Origin of the sequence: Paenibacillus sp. V4I3 (assembly GCF_030817215.1) — a bacterium.
GTDB lineage: Bacteria > Bacillota > Bacilli > Paenibacillales > NBRC-103111 > Paenibacillus_E.
This window is the reverse complement of sequence record NZ_JAUSZA010000001.1, coordinates 868,541-883,432: the sequence shown is the minus strand read 5'-3', so window position 1 is coordinate 883,432 and position 14,892 is coordinate 868,541. Positions and strand designations below refer to the sequence as shown.

At 45.1% G+C, this 14,892-nt stretch carries 15 protein-coding genes; all 15 read left to right on the top strand.

Annotated elements, in window-relative coordinates; all coding sequences use genetic code 11:
* The 15 genes from QFZ77_RS04220 to QFZ77_RS04150 all read left to right on the top strand — a co-directional run bounded on the left by QFZ77_RS04220 (nt 1) and on the right by QFZ77_RS04150 (nt 14,868).
* Nucleotides 1–1,233 (top strand): class I SAM-dependent methyltransferase, encoded by a 1,233-nt coding sequence (locus QFZ77_RS04220; protein WP_307436533.1) that lies wholly within the window; start codon nt 1–3, stop codon nt 1,231–1,233.
* Entirely contained in the window at nt 1,234–1,758 is a 525-nt protein-coding gene (rfbC, locus tag QFZ77_RS04215; RefSeq protein WP_307436530.1) for a dTDP-4-dehydrorhamnose 3,5-epimerase, read from the top strand. It abuts the gene before it with no gap.
* Between the two features lie 13 nt (nt 1,759–1,771).
* Nucleotides 1,772–2,260, top strand: a complete 489-nt coding sequence (locus QFZ77_RS04210) for an acyltransferase (protein ID WP_307436528.1) — start codon at nt 1,772–1,774, stop codon at nt 2,258–2,260.
* Entirely contained in the window at nt 2,257–3,072 is an 816-nt protein-coding gene (locus QFZ77_RS04205; RefSeq protein ID WP_307436525.1) for an NAD-dependent epimerase/dehydratase family protein, read from the top strand. Before QFZ77_RS04210 ends, QFZ77_RS04205 begins: the two co-directional genes overlap by 4 nt.
* A gap of 188 nt (nt 3,073–3,260) precedes the next feature.
* On the top strand, nt 3,261–3,755 hold the full coding sequence (locus QFZ77_RS04200; RefSeq protein ID WP_307436522.1) for an LbetaH domain-containing protein: 495 nt from the start codon (nt 3,261–3,263) through the stop codon (nt 3,753–3,755).
* A 235-nt stretch (nt 3,756–3,990) separates the two neighbouring features.
* Nucleotides 3,991–4,188 (top strand): cold shock domain-containing protein, encoded by a 198-nt coding sequence (locus QFZ77_RS04195; RefSeq protein WP_047682118.1) that lies wholly within the window; start codon nt 3,991–3,993, stop codon nt 4,186–4,188.
* Nucleotides 4,189–4,355: 167 nt separating this feature from the next.
* The gene (hpf, locus tag QFZ77_RS04190) at nt 4,356–4,904 is read left to right on the top strand and encodes a ribosome hibernation-promoting factor, HPF/YfiA family (RefSeq protein WP_307436517.1); all 549 of its coding nucleotides are present in this window, start codon (nt 4,356–4,358) and stop codon (nt 4,902–4,904) included.
* 249 nt (nt 4,905–5,153) lie between these two features.
* Entirely contained in the window at nt 5,154–7,673 is a 2,520-nt protein-coding gene (gene secA / locus QFZ77_RS04185) for a preprotein translocase subunit SecA (protein ID WP_307436514.1), read from the top strand.
* A 66-nt stretch (nt 7,674–7,739) separates the two neighbouring features.
* A protein-coding gene (gene prfB, locus QFZ77_RS04180) for a peptide chain release factor 2 (protein WP_307436512.1) occupies nt 7,740–8,853 on the top strand; the annotation gives its coding sequence in 2 pieces (ribosomal slippage) (nt 7,740–7,811 and nt 7,813–8,853; 1,113 coding nt in all).
* A 182-nt stretch (nt 8,854–9,035) separates the two neighbouring features.
* Nucleotides 9,036–9,854 carry an adenosylmethionine decarboxylase gene (gene speD / locus QFZ77_RS04175; protein ID WP_307436509.1) on the top strand — a complete coding sequence of 273 codons (819 nt, stop codon included), beginning with the start codon at nt 9,036–9,038 and terminating at the stop codon, nt 9,852–9,854.
* 2 nt (nt 9,855–9,856) lie between these two features.
* The gene (locus QFZ77_RS04170; protein WP_047682130.1) at nt 9,857–10,750 is read left to right on the top strand and encodes a YitT family protein; all 894 of its coding nucleotides are present in this window, start codon (nt 9,857–9,859) and stop codon (nt 10,748–10,750) included.
* A gap of 456 nt (nt 10,751–11,206) precedes the next feature.
* On the top strand, nt 11,207–12,256 hold the full coding sequence (gene argC / locus QFZ77_RS04165; RefSeq protein WP_307436503.1) for an N-acetyl-gamma-glutamyl-phosphate reductase: 1,050 nt from the start codon (nt 11,207–11,209) through the stop codon (nt 12,254–12,256).
* A gap of 30 nt (nt 12,257–12,286) precedes the next feature.
* Complete coding sequence (gene argJ / locus QFZ77_RS04160) at nt 12,287–13,513, top strand: bifunctional glutamate N-acetyltransferase/amino-acid acetyltransferase ArgJ (RefSeq protein WP_307436500.1); 1,227 nt, start codon at nt 12,287–12,289, stop codon at nt 13,511–13,513.
* An 80-nt stretch (nt 13,514–13,593) separates the two neighbouring features.
* The gene (argB, locus tag QFZ77_RS04155) at nt 13,594–14,364 is read left to right on the top strand and encodes an acetylglutamate kinase (protein WP_307449236.1); all 771 of its coding nucleotides are present in this window, start codon (nt 13,594–13,596) and stop codon (nt 14,362–14,364) included.
* A 228-nt stretch (nt 14,365–14,592) separates the two neighbouring features.
* Nucleotides 14,593–14,868, top strand: a complete 276-nt coding sequence (locus tag QFZ77_RS04150) for a hypothetical protein (protein ID WP_307436498.1) — start codon at nt 14,593–14,595, stop codon at nt 14,866–14,868.
* The last annotated feature ends 24 nt before the right edge of the window (nt 14,869–14,892 follow it).

The window sequence follows — 14,892 nt, the reverse complement described above, 5'->3', positions numbered from 1 at the left end:
ATGGAAAGATTATGTCGATTTTGTAATATGACTGTAAAGGAATCATTTGTCGATTTAGGATTGTCTCCTTTATCCAACTCTTTTGTCCATGAGAATAATCTTAATAAAAGAAATAATTTTTATCCGCTCCATACCTATGTGTGTGGGCATTGTTTTCTTGTTCAACTTGAAGAGTTTGAGTCACCTGACGAAATTTTCACTGACTATGTATATTTTAGCTCGTATTCAGAGAGTTGGGTTGAACATGCACGTACTTATGTAGAGGCAATGGTTGAAATGTTTGGCTTGGATAGTAATTCACAAGTGGTTGAAATAGCATGTAACGATGGATATTTACTGCAGTTTATGGTTGAGAAGCAGATTCCTTCACTTGGAATCGAACCGGCAAGGAATGTGGCTGAAGAGGCTCGCAAGAAAGGTGTAACAGTTCTAACTGAGTTTTTTGGGTTTGACTTAGCTTCAAATCTTGTTAAACAAGGTACGAAAGCTGATTTGTTGATTGGCAATAACGTCCTTGCTCACGTACCCAATATTAACGACTTTATTAAAGGTATGAAACAGATACTCAGTGACCGCGGCGTTATAACTATGGAGTTTCCTCATCTTCTTCGGTTAATTGAACAGAATCAATTTGATACTATTTATCACGAACATTTCTCCTATTTGTCATTTCTGACGGTCAAATCCATGTTTGCTGAATATGGACTAACACTATTTGATGTTGAAGAACTAACTACCCATGGAGGCTCACTTCGTATTTACGCTAAACATGAAGATGATCATACAAAGTCCATCACTGAAAATGTGAATCGCATTGAATCAATAGAAATTCAAAAAGGAATACAATGTATTCAAACTTATACGACATTTGCAGATAGAGTGAAGCAGATTAAAAGGAACATTTTACATTTTGTTGTAGACGCTAAAAATCAAGGTAAATCAATTGTTGGATACGGGGCACCGGCCAAAGGGAATACACTGCTTAACTACTGCGGAATAGGTAAGGATATGATGGACTATGTTGTAGACCGTAATCCAGCAAAACAAGGTTTATACTTACCTGGAACACATATTCCTGTTTTTGATATCGGGCACATTTATGAAACGAAACCTGATTATATCGTTATTATGCCATGGAACCTGAAGGAAGAGATCATTGGTCAAATATCTTTTATTCGTGATTGGGGAGGTCAATTTGTCGTTTGGATCCCTGAAGTTGAGGTGCTTCACTAAATGATTCTTAAGCAGACAGATTTAAAAGATGCATACATCATTGAACTTGAGCCGATTACGGATGAAAGGGGATTTTTTGCAAGAGCATGGTGCAAATCCGATTTTAAAAAATACGGAATCGATATAGATATAAAACAATGTAATGTGTCTTATAACAAAAAGAAAGGTACATTACGAGGGATGCATTATCAAGTTGCCCCATACGAAGAGGCTAAGTTTGTACGAGTTATTCATGGAGCAATCTATGACGTTATCATTGACTTAAGAGTAGATTCTCCAACTTATTTGGAATGGACTAGTGTTGAATTGACAGCCCAGAAGCGCAACATGCTATATATTCCTGAAGGATTTGCACATGGGTTCCAAACACTGGAGGATGATACAGAGGTGTTCTATCAGATGGGTGAGTATTTTCACTCGGAGTCAGCTAGAGGTATTCGCTGGAATGACCCCTCATTCAACATAAAGTGGAAAATAGAAGAGCCTATTATAAGTGAAAAGGATAAGACTTATAATTTTTGGTAAAGGGGTTGAGGGGTTGATTATTATTTCTGAATCAGCATATGTGTCCAAACTAGCAGATATAGAAGATTCGGTCCGTGGAACTCAAATAGTCGTTGGTGATGGAACGAAGATCGATTCATTCGTTAAAATCAAGCCAACTGGTGGGACCGGTGACGTTATTATTGGCTCGAATTGTTATATAAATTCAGGAGTTGTCATTTACTCCGGCAATGGAGTGAAGTTGGGCAATGATGTAATGATCGCAGCAAATTGCACGTTAGCCCCTGTAAATCATCAATATAAGCTGAGGCATCTAACGATAAGAGAACAGAGATTCCTTCCTAGTAAGGGTGGAATTATTATTGAAGATGATGTGTGGATAGGCGCTAATTGTGTTATCCTAGATGGTTCCATCTTGAAAAGAGGTTGTATTGTAGGCGCTAACTCCCTAGTCAATGGTGAGTTGGAGGAGTATTCCATTTATGTGGGAAGCCCAGCGAAGAAAGTTGGGGAACGTTCATGAAGACAACTATTTTTGGCTCGAAGGGCTTTATTGGAAAACAATTGGTACAAAGACTGCTTGAGCTTCAGTACGAGGTCTTTGAACCAGAGCGTGGAAGTTCGGACGTTTATGAGACTTCTTTGGGTCATGTGATATATTGTGCCGGAGTAACCTCCGATTTTAGGAAGCGCCCATATGATACGGTGACGGCTCATGTGACCTTTTTATCAGAATTACTACAGAAAGCGCGATATGATTCGTTTTTGTATGTATCTTCAACACGAATTTATTACGGTGCCAAAGAAGGATTTGAAAATTCGGATTTAATCGTAAATCCAAATCGATCCGACGATTTATTCCAATTGTCCAAATTATTAGGGGAATCTTTATGTCTCAACTCGACTAGAAAAGTAAAAATAGCAAGGGTATCCAATGTATGTGGACAGGATTTTCAATCTGATAATTTTTTGTACTCCATCATTAAAGATGCTGTAAATAATAAAGTAATCAATTTGCAAACAGCTCTAAGCTCAGCAAAAGATTATATTTGTATTGAAGATGTGGTGGAGTTGCTTATTAAAGTTTCACATGGTGGAACTTCGATAATATATAATATTGCGAGTGGAACTAACACCACAAATGAAGAAGTCACTAATGAAATACAACGATTAACCTCATGTGATGTATTTGTTAAGCAAAATGCAGCGGAAATTATTTTCCCTCGCATATCCACTAAGAAAATTCAAGAAGAGTTTGATTTTAAACCATTAGATATAATCCAAAGAATCAAACAATTGACGTCGAAATATCAAGCCGAAAGGATAATTCCATAATGGAACTTTCGTTACCATATAGTGATTTCAAGTTGTATGTGCAAAAACAGTTAGAGCATTTTTTCCCCGATCAGATCGCTATGAATCAAGGGGAATGGAGCACAGTTATGGATAAGGCTTTAGATAGGACAGCCTTTTGTTTCAAGCATGTTACTTTGCCTGCATATTGTAAGAATGGGAGCCCCTTTTTGAATCATTTACATTCTGATCAATACGCGGTTTTTTTATGGTTTCTTTCGAATACAGTTTGGAAGGAGACCCAAAATGACATTGTAGCAAATAAATTGTTTTATTTAAATAAAGCGCTTCACGGAATTAGCGCAATGTATAATACAGCACTTCCTGACATTTTTCTGTTGCTTCACACCGTAGGTACGGTCTTAGGGAGAGCAACTTATGGTGACTTCTTTGTTGCTTCGCAGGGATGTACGGTAGGTGCACAAAACGATTGCTATCCTTTGATTGGCAAAGGGGTAGGGTTGCTGCCGTATTCGTCTGTGATTGGCGATTGCAAAGTAGGCAGTCGATCTGTCTTGGGTATAAATGCAACGGTTTATCAAGCTGATATCGAGCAGGATCATGTTATATTTGTTGATTCAGATGGAAAGATACAGAAGAAATTAAAAAACGGTGTTACTTGGACCCAACGTTTTTATAATGTTACTCTTAAAGATGTTAATTAAGCTGTGGATAATGTGCACAACTCTGTGCATAACTTTGTTGATAAAATGTAAAGAAGCCCGATACGACAAGTTTTTACAAATTCTGCACTTATCCACGGCTTGTATATACCCGAATTTTCAAAATATTTCATCAAATGGTAAGTTAGAAATTGACAGGTCAAGCGGGCTGGTGATATAGTCGAAAAGTAAGGGCTTACATTTTAATATTTTTTATAACGAAAGGAATGTGTACGTTATGCAAGGTAAAGTAAAATGGTTTAATGCAGAAAAAGGTTATGGCTTCATTGAGCGTGAAGATGGTGGGGATGTATTCGTGCATTTCTCAGCGATTCAATCAGAAGGCTTCAAAACGTTAGATGAAGGTCAGGCTGTAGAGTTTGACATCGTAGAAGGTGCACGTGGACCGCAAGCCGCTAATGTAAGCAGAATATAAGCTTCCGGCACATTTGTGCCGCTTGAATACATCTATGAACTAACTAGCACCCTGGGGCATGACTCTGGGGTGTTTTTTTGCGTAAATAGTATGATCGGAATTTAAAGGAATTATGAAGATGGGGGTTGAATGTAGTATAATGTAAGAAGGAAGGGAGATGTTTAACTATGATGATTAGCATTCGCGGAGAACACCTTGAAGTAACTGAAGCCCTCAGGGACTATGTCGACAAGAAATTGAACAGACTAGAGAGGTATTTTGAAGCTCCCCTTACATCTGATGTACAAGTAAAACTAAGTGTGGTTAAAGGTTTACAAGCGATTGAGGTAGGTATTCCCCTAACAGGCGTGCTGCTGAGAGCTGAAGAACGCAACAATGATATGTACGCTTCGATCGATTTGGTCGTAGACAAATTGGAACGCCAGATCCGCAAGCATAAGACGAGAACAAACCGAAAAATTCGCCAAGAGGGCGGCAAACGAGATTTATTTAAGGTTGAAACATCGCCTGTCACTTATTTGGACGAGGAAGATGACTTTGAACTGGTACGCAACAAACGCTTCGATTTGAAGCCGATGGATGTGGAAGAAGCGATTCTACAAATGAACATGGTAGGCCATAATTTCTTCGTTTTTTCGAACATGGATACGGATCAAGTCAATGTAGTTTACAAACGTGATGACGGCAAGTATGGTCTGATCGAGCCGGCTGTTTAATTAAGAAAGCGGAGCAACTCGAGACATCCCTATAACAAAAAAATGAGCTTGATTCGATTCTGTCGAATTAAGCTTTTTCTCATGCATGCTATCGAGACATCGATTCAATACTATAGAAATAAGTAAAAACGTGCTCTTTTCACATGTTGTGGATGGTTTATACAGATATAAGAATGGTCATTTGTTGCGGCAAGACCGTCAAAAGTGGTACAATTTAAGGATACGAATGCAAGGGAAAGGGGTTCACCGATGCTAGGACTAGTGAAGAAAATTTTTGGTGATTCCAATGAACGGGAAATTAAACGGATGCTCAAGGCCGTTGATTATATCAACGACCTTGAAGCTGGCATTAAGCCGCTGTCCGATGAGGAATTGAAAGGCAAGACAATCGAGTTCAGAAACCGCCTGGCAAAAGGCGAAGAACTTGATGATCTTTTACCGGAAGCTTTTGCTGTTGTTAGAGAAGCAGGTTTACGTGTACTAGGTAAACGTCATTACGACGTTCAGCTTATCGGAGGTATGGTGCTTCACGAAGGCCGTATCGCGGAGATGAGAACAGGGGAAGGGAAAACGCTCGTTGGAACACTCCCTGTCTATTTGAATGCTTTGCTTGGCAGAGGCGTACACGTGGTTACGGTCAATGACTATTTGGCTCAACGTGACAGCGCCGAAATGGGTCAGATCTATGAATTCCTCGGTTTGACGGTTGGGGTTAATCTCCATGACCTGTCACATGAGGAAAAGCAAGCGGCTTACGCTTGTGATATTACGTATGGTACGAATAACGAATACGGTTTTGACTACTTGCGTGATAACATGGTTCTTTACAAAGAGCAGATGGTTCAGCGCCCGCTTTATTTTGCGGTTATCGATGAAGTTGACTCCATTTTGGTCGATGAGGCGAGAACGCCGTTAATTATTTCGGGACAAGCTGCTAAATCGACAGACTTGTACTATGCGGCTGACCGTTTTGTGGCTAAGTTGAAAGAAGAAGAGGATTACACGATTGATATTAAGGTGCGTTCCGTGGCTCTTACTGAAGAAGGGGTAGCTAAAGCGGAGCGGGCATTCGGCATTGAGAACTTATTCGATCATCAGAATGTGAATATCAACCATCACGTGACTCAAGGGCTCAAGGCTCGTTTTATTATGAAACGCGATGTGGATTATGTGGTACAAGAAGACGAAGTCATGATTGTCGATGAATTCACGGGCCGTATTATGACAGGCCGTCGTTATAGTGATGGGCTGCACCAAGCCATTGAGGCCAAAGAGCAGCTGCAAGTTCAGAATGAGAGCATGACGCTGGCGACCATTACATTCCAGAACTATTTCCGGATGTACCGCAAACTAGCAGGTATGACAGGTACTGCGAAGACGGAAGAGGAAGAGCTCAAGAAAATTTATGGTCTTGAAGTTATCATTGTTCCGACAAACCGTCCGATGATCCGTAAGGATATGCCGGATGTTGTTTACAAGTCAGAGATGGGTAAATTCAGAGCGGTTGTTGAGCAAATCGTAGAGCGTCATAAGCTGAACCAACCGGTACTTGTAGGAACGGTATCTATTGAGAACTCCGAGAAACTTTCGGAAATGCTTAAGAAAAAAGGCGTTCAGCACAAAGTACTCAATGCGAAGTATCATGCAGAAGAAGCTGAAATCGTAGCACGCGCAGGTCAACCAGGCTCTGTAACGATTGCAACGAACATGGCAGGCCGCGGTACGGACATTGTGCTCGGTGAGGGCGTACATGATGCAGGCGGACTGCATATCATAGGTACAGAACGTCATGAAAGCAGACGGATCGATAATCAGCTGCGTGGACGCGCAGGCCGTCAAGGTGACCCTGGTTCTTCACAGTTCTACCTCTCCCTTGAGGACGAATTGATGAAACGTTTCGGCGCTGACAATATCATGGCGATGATGGACCGCCTCGGAATGGAAGAAGATCAACCAATCGAAAGCAAATTGATCTCGCGTGCAGTGGAATCGGCCCAAAAACGCGTTGAGGGTAACAACTTCGACGTTCGTAAAGTCGTTCTTCAGTATGACGATGTAATGAATCAACAACGGGAAATTATATATAAACAGCGCCGTGAGCTGCTGGAATCCGAAAATATTCGTGAAGTTGTCGAGGGTATGATCAACGCTGTTATCGAACGTATCGTGAAAGCACACTGTCCGGAGGAACAAATTCCGGAGGAGTGGGAGCTTCAGGAAGTGGCTAACTTCGTGAACAACAACTTCTTAACTGAAGAAGGCCAGATTACGGATCAAAATATTTGGGGCAAAGAACAAGAAGAGATTATTGACTACATCAAAGATCTCGTAAGCAAACGTTATGATGAGCGTGAAGCGGAGATCGGTGAAGAATTCATGCGTGAATTCGAAAAGGTCGTTGCTCTTCGTGCTGTAGATAGCAAATGGATGGATCACATCGATGCGATGGATCAGCTGCGCCAAGGTATTCATCTTCGTGCTTACGGCGGAACGGATCCGCTGCGTGAGTATCAATTCGAAGGCTTTGAAATGTTCCAAGAGATGATTGACAATATCCGCGAAGAAGTCGCGATGTACATCATGAAGGCTCACGTACAAAGCAACCTGGAGCGTCAAGCGGTAGCCGAAGGTCAAGCGGTGGATACGAAGAATGAAGCTGGCGGGAAGAAACCGCTCGTGCGCGGCGATGAGCAGCGTATTGGACGAAACGACCCATGCCCATGCGGCAGCGGGAAGAAGTTCAAACAGTGCCACGGACAAGGCAGCTAAAGCTATTTAGTTTGCTACTTATATCCGTATAAAACTAGGCACAAGAGAATAAAAGAGGTGTACAACATGCTGGAACCAGAAGTAAAACAGGATTTAAGAGAGACAGCAAAGCGACTAACCGAATTACGGGGGTCTCTTTGACTTAGATCATAAGCTTGAAGCGATCGGGGATTTTGAGGAAAAAATGGGGGCGCCGGACTTCTGGGACGATAATGATCGTGCCCAGAAGACCATCGCGGATCTCAACGCCATCAAAAGTGTCGTCGATCAGTTCCAAGGCTTCTCGAACGAGTTCGACGACCTACAGGTCATGGTCGAGCTCGAGGAAGAGGAGAGCGATGCCGGTCTAGCGAAGGACATTGAAACAGGCATCGCAGCGTTAATGAAGAAGCTCGAATCCTTCGAGCTTGGCTTGCTTCTCAATCAGCCGTATGACCGGCTGAATGCGATCCTTGAGCTGCATCCCGGTGCGGGCGGCACCGAGTCGCAGGACTGGGCGGAGATGCTGCTGCGCATGTATCGCCGCTGGGCGGAGAAGCGGGGCTACAAAGTCGAGGTGCTCGACTATTTGCCCGGCGACGAAGCCGGCGTGAAGAGTGTCACGCTGCAGATCACAGGCTTCAACGCCTACGGCTATTTGAAGGCAGAGAAGGGCGTGCATCGGCTCGTCCGGATCTCGCCGTTCGACGCCTCCGGTCGTCGTCACACCTCGTTTGCGTCGTGTGACGTCATGCCGGAGATCGAGGACGACACGGACGTGGGAGAGATCCGCTCCGAGGATCTCAAAATCGATACGTACCGCGCGAGCGGCGCCGGCGGTCAACACATCAACACCACGGATTCGGCTGTGCGGATTACGCACATACCAACGGGTGTCGTGGTGAGCTGTCAGCAAGAACGCTCGCAGATTAAGAACCGCGAGAAAGCGATGAAAATGCTGCGCTCCAAGCTCTACGAGCGGAAGATCGAAGAGCAGCTGAAGCATCTCGCAGAGATTCGCGGCGAGCAGTCTGACATTGCCTGGGGCAGTCAGATTCGCTCTTATGTCTTTCATCCTTATAGCATGGTCAAAGATCATAGGACTTCGACGGAGACAGGTAATGTAGGCGCGGTCATGGACGGAGATCTCGATCCGTTCATTGATGCGTATTTGCGTTATCAGATTCGGAAACCGGAATAGAACTTGTGCACAGGAAGTTGTGTGCGGGAAGATATAGATGAACCGAACCAATACCAAACGCATATATGGAGCAATAGACGTTTATCCTACATCTGAAAGGTGTAGGATTTTTTCAAGTTTAATGTCATTCAGGGTTTGGGTAAGGAAATAGTAGGGATGAACAACAAGGAGGAAGAAGAAACATGACACTTACAACGGAGCAGCGCATTACGCTGCACGGCTTTAACAACCTTACGAAATCATTGAGCTTCAATATGTATGATATCTGCTACACCAGAACCAAAGAAGAGCGCGAAGCCTACATAGAATATATTGACGAACAGTACAATGCAGCCCGGCTAACCAAAATTCTCAAAGCGGTAGCGGATATCATCGGTGCTCATGTACTCAATGTGGCCAAGCAGGATTATGATCCGCAAGGGGCAAGTGTAACGATGTTGGTTTCTGAAGGTCCTGTGGAGGGCGCTCCTGAAGCTTCATTTGAGGAATCCCCGGGGCCCCTGCCGGAGACGGTGCTTATGCACCTGAACACCAGCCATATCACGGTTCATACCTATCCGGAATATCACCCTGATGAAGGGATCAGCACGTTTAGGGCGGACATTGATGTATCCACATGCGGGGAAATTTCGCCGCTAAAGGCACTGAATTACTTAATCCATTCCTTTGATACGGATATTATGACGATGGACTATCGGGTTCGAGGCTTCACACGGGATATAAACGGGCATAAGCTGTTTATTGATCATGATATTAGTTCGATTCAGAACTACATTCCTGAGGAAATCAAAAGCTTGTATGACATGATCGATGTGAACGTTTATCAGGAAAATATTTTTCATACAAAATGTAAGCTGAAGAAATTTGATTTAAACAATTATTTGTTCGGTTATACGAAAGACAAGCTGAGCGAAGCGGAGCAGAAGGACATTACAGAAAGTGTAAAGTGGGAAATGGACGAAATATTTTACGGTAAAAATATGAGTGCACCTCTGTTGTAGGAATGGTACCGAGAGGAGGGCCGTTCGTGCCCAGAAAAGAACCGCGAATACGGATAGGAAGTCCAGCGCATACCGTATTTGAGTATATATTGATGCTGATCGGCTCGCTGATTATGGCGGCTAGTTTTAACTGTTTTTTGAACCCGAATCAAATTGCAACGGGTGGGGTTTCAGGTATTTCTACGATTGTTCAACATTTGACGGGTCTGAACCCGGCGATTACGCAGTGGGCCCTGAATATCCCGATTTTCTTGTTAGCCCTATGGCTGCTAGGCGGACAATTCGGGGTTAAGGCGGCAGTCGGGTCGGTTATATTTCCACTTTGCGTACTCGTAACAAGCCATTTAGGGGTACCAACGCAAAATCCCTTGCTCGCGTCAGTCTATGGAGGCATTGGTGTTGGACTTGGACTCGGTATCGTCTTCCGAGGACGTGGTTCCACAGGGGGACTTGGGCTGGCCGCACAAATGCTGCATAAATACACAGGCTTAAGTTTAGGCTTCTCGGTAGCGATTTTTGATGGTCTGGTCATTCTAAGCTCCGCACTTGTTTTCACGCCAGAGAATGCGCTGTACGGTTTAATTGGGTTATTTGTCACCACGAAAACGATCGATATCGTTCAACTCGGCTTCAACTATGCCAAAGTGGCCTTCATTATTTCCGATCATACAGAAGCGATACGCAAGGCGATTTTATATGATTTGGACCGTGGACTTACGGAGCTTAATGGATCTGGAGGATTTACAGGTGAATCGCGAACGGTCTTGATGGTCGTTGTAAAACAAAATGAAGTAAGTCGATTGAAAACGCTAGTCCAGTCTGTGGACCCGCAAGCTTTTGTCATTTTGAGTGAAACGAATGAGGTACTAGGGGAAGGTTTCAAACGACATGCATAGCGAATGGCTTTGAGATAGATTGGCGCACTTAGGTGCGTCTTTTTGTGCATAACTTTGTTATGGAAACAGTCGACTGTGGATAAAGTGTGCATAATCTGTGGATAACTATACTACTTACCCACACTTCTTAAATAATAAGAAATAATCACATACAGGATTTGCCTGTTTGGCGTATAATTTGGGATAATTGATTTGACACTCAGATGGGTATCGAGGAGAAAGAATTGTTTTTATACACATGTTACGTTTAATTGATGCATATTATGTATACTTCTTGTCGGAAGGCAGGAGGCCAAAGATTAAAAGGTTTGTCGATTTTAATGTAAAAAAGCCTTGAAATACCTTACGCAGGCACAATTCAATTGTCAAAATCCGCATAAAAAAATTCATTGAATTATTATGTATACGACTGTATAATAATACATATATTTTCGGAACATCGGGAGGGAATTTCGAATGAGTCATGGAGTTAGGGCGGCTATTATTGGAGCCACGGGTTATGGTGGTGCGGAGTTGATTCGTCTATTGCAGGCGCATCCTTTGGTACAGATCACTTCGGTCATCTCGACCTCTAATGCAGGAGCGCCGCTTGCGGAGCATTTTCCACACTTGCAGGAAGTGGTTGTGGATATTCTAGATGTGCTTGATGTTGACTTGATTGCAGGCAAAGCAGACGTTGTGTTCTTGGCGACACCTGCTGGTGTGAGTGCAGAACTTTCACCAAAGCTTCTGGCAGCTGGCCTGAAGGTCATTGATATTTCTGGGGATTTAAGATTGAAATCTGGTGCTGACTATGAAAAATGGTATAAAAAGCCGGCAGCTTCCGAGGAAACATTGGCTCAATCGATTTATGGTTTGTCTGAGGTGTTCGGGGATGAAGTGAAGGGCAGTGATTTAATCGCTAACCCAGGCTGCTATCCGACAGCGACGCTGCTTGGTCTGATTCCTGCAGTCAAAGCGGGTTGGATCGATCCATCTACGATTATTATTGATGCCAAATCCGGCGTGTCCGGCGCGGGGCGAGGCGTTAATCTGGGCGTGCACTACGCGGAAGTGAATGAGAATTTAACAGCCTATAAAGTGAATAAGCATCAGCATATTCCGGAAATCGAGCAGGCGCTCAGTCGTGTTGCAGGTAAACCAGTTGTTACGACGTTCACGACACATCTTGTGCCTATGACTCGCGGAATTATGTCTACCATGTATGCAACTATACAAGGTGAACATACTGCCGAGGAATTCATCGAATTGTACCGCCAGTATTATGAAGGTCGGAGATTTGTACGGATTCGTCAAAATGGTAAGCTCCCTTCTACGAAGGAAGTGTTCGGCTCGAACTACTGCGACATCGGCTTTGCGGTGGATGAGCGCACGGGGCGTGTAACCATCGTTTCAGTCATCGACAACGTGGTTAAAGGCGCTGCAGGTCAGGCCATTCAGAATTTGAATATGATGCAAGGCTGGGACGAAACGACAGGGCTGTTGTTCGCACCGGTGTATCCATAACGAGAAGATGAGGACAGGTGAAGGACGAACATGCTAGATCTAGTGAGCTTTACTGTCGTGCCAGAGGGCACAGTAACGACGCCGAAAGGCTTTCGTGCAGGTGGTCTGCACTGTGGATTGAAGAAGACGGAGCGCTATGATCTAGGCGCAATCGTCTGTGATGTTCCGGCGGCAGCGGCGGGCGTGTACACGCTGAACGCGTTCCAAGCGGCACCGCTGCGCGTGACGCAGGAGAGCATCGCCCAAGGCGGCAAGCTGCAGGCGATGATCGTCAACAGCGGCAACGCGAATGCGTGTACCGGCCAGCAAGGCGAGGACGACGCATACGCGATGCGCGCTGCTAGCGCGAAGGCGCTAGGCGTGGCAGAGCACCACGTCGGCGTGACGAGCACGGGCGTCATCGGCGAGTTACTGCCGATGGGGAAAGTACTGAACGGCATCGAGCAGCTGCCGCTTAACGTGAAGGCAGAAGGTGGAAACGACTTCTGCCAAGCGATCCTGACCACGGACCTCACGCAGAAGATGACGTGTGTCCGTGTTGTCGTTGGCGGCAAGGAGGTTCATATTGCCGGGGCAGCGAAGGGTTCGGGGATGATTCACCCGAACATGGCGACGATGCTCGGTTTCATGACAACCGACGCGCCGATTGAGAGCGAATACCTGCAGCTGCTGCTGAGCAGGATCACGGATACTACATTCAACATGATCACTGTTGACGGGGATACTAGCACCAATGACATGGTCGTGGCGATGGCAAGTGGGTTGGCCGGCGGCGAAGCTTTGAATCCGGAGCATCCGGATTGGGAAGCGTTCGCGGCAGGGTTCCAGTACGTTGGCGAGTACCTCGCCAAGGCGATTGCGCGCGACGGCGAGGGCGCAACGAAGCTGATCGAGACGACAGTGGTCGGCGCAGAGAGCGACGATGCGGCACGCAAGATCGTGAAGTCGATCATTGGCTCTAGCTTGGTCAAATCCGCTGTTTATGGAGCGGACGCGAACTGGGGTCGGATCATTGCGGCTGTCGGTTACTCGGGACAGCCGGTGAACGTGAACACTGTCGATATTCGCCTAGGCGATATCGCAGTGTTAGAGCAGTCGCGGCCGGTGAAGTTCGACGAGGAAGCGGCGCTTGCTTATTTGAAAACAGATACGATTCAAATTCATGTGAATTTACATATGGGCGCTGGCAAGGCAACGGGCTGGGGCTGCGATTTAACATATGATTATGTGCGGATCAATGCGGCTTATCGGACTTAGGGTTGGTTAAGTTTTTACACTAGGATCGCACATAAGGAAGCAAAGGGGACCAAAAGCTTGTGAAGAACAATTGCTTTGTGATGAAATGCGGCGGCAGCACGCTGGCGGCTTTGCCGATTAGTTTCTTTGAAGATATGCGTCAGCTTCAGGATGAGGGTATTGTAACTGTCATCGTTCATGGCGGCGGTCCTGCCATTTCGGAGACGCTCGGGAAGCTGGGGATAGAGTCTGGTTTCGTGAATGGTCTGCGGGTAACGAATGAAGATGTGCTCGACGTTGTGGAGATGGTGCTTTCCGGCCAGATCAACAAAGAGATCGTACGCCGAATTCAGTTAACAGGCGCAATGGCACTTGGATTGTCCGGTGTGGATGGACATTTGATTGAAGCGAAGCCGGTGGCGAATAGCCATGAGGTTGGTCTTGTTGGTGATGTCACGAAAGTGAATTCTGAACTGATTCAAGGTATCGTAAGCATGGGTTACATCCCGGTGATCGCACCCGTTGGACTTGGCGCTGATGGCGGCCAACGTTACAACATTAATGCGGATACGGCGGCAGGAGCTGTTGCTTCTCACCTTGGTGTGGAGCAGATGGTTGTAGTGACGGACGTTCCCGGCATTATGAAAACAGTGGATGGCGAGAAGCGGGTGCTTCCTGTTGTCAGCGTAGCAGAGATTGAAGAGATGATCGCGAGCGGTGACATCTACGGGGGTATGATTCCGAAGGTTCGCGCAGCGATTGCTTGCATACAAGGCAGGGTCCAAGAAGTTGTCATCGTGAACGGTTCTGAGCCGAATGTACTGAGCAAAGTGCTGAAAGGCACGGGTATTGGCACGAGGATTGTGCGCTAACAAGCACACTGAGTAACCGAATGGAATGATCTTTTAGGAATACATCCACCAATTTGAGTTACAGATACCAATGTTTTTTAGACCGATACGAGCTTGAAAATACCGCCATAACGATGTTTTTCATCCTAATGGTGCAACTACAGGACTCCGGGGCGAGTTTAACGGTGTTTTTCATCTTTAAATAGGGCTCTAATGTAGGTTACAGGTTCTTGAACGGAGGTATCGGTCATGCAGCGGATTACGTTTATGTTTAAACAATTCCTAAGAGAGCCTCTATGGTTTAAAATACTTATTTCGATAACCTTGCTAATTGCACTCATTTTTAGCAATTCTTACTTCTCGAATGATCCGGCTTACCAAGGCTTCTCCAAATTAGCGGCAGCCATTTTTTTCGTCGCATACGGGATGAAAATGAGAAGGAATCGAACAACGGCTATCATTTTATTTGCAGCTACCGCAATATGTCTTTATCTAGCTTGGCATAAGTTCGAACTCATGGGTTGAACCACAAACTTTAAGGAGGGAATG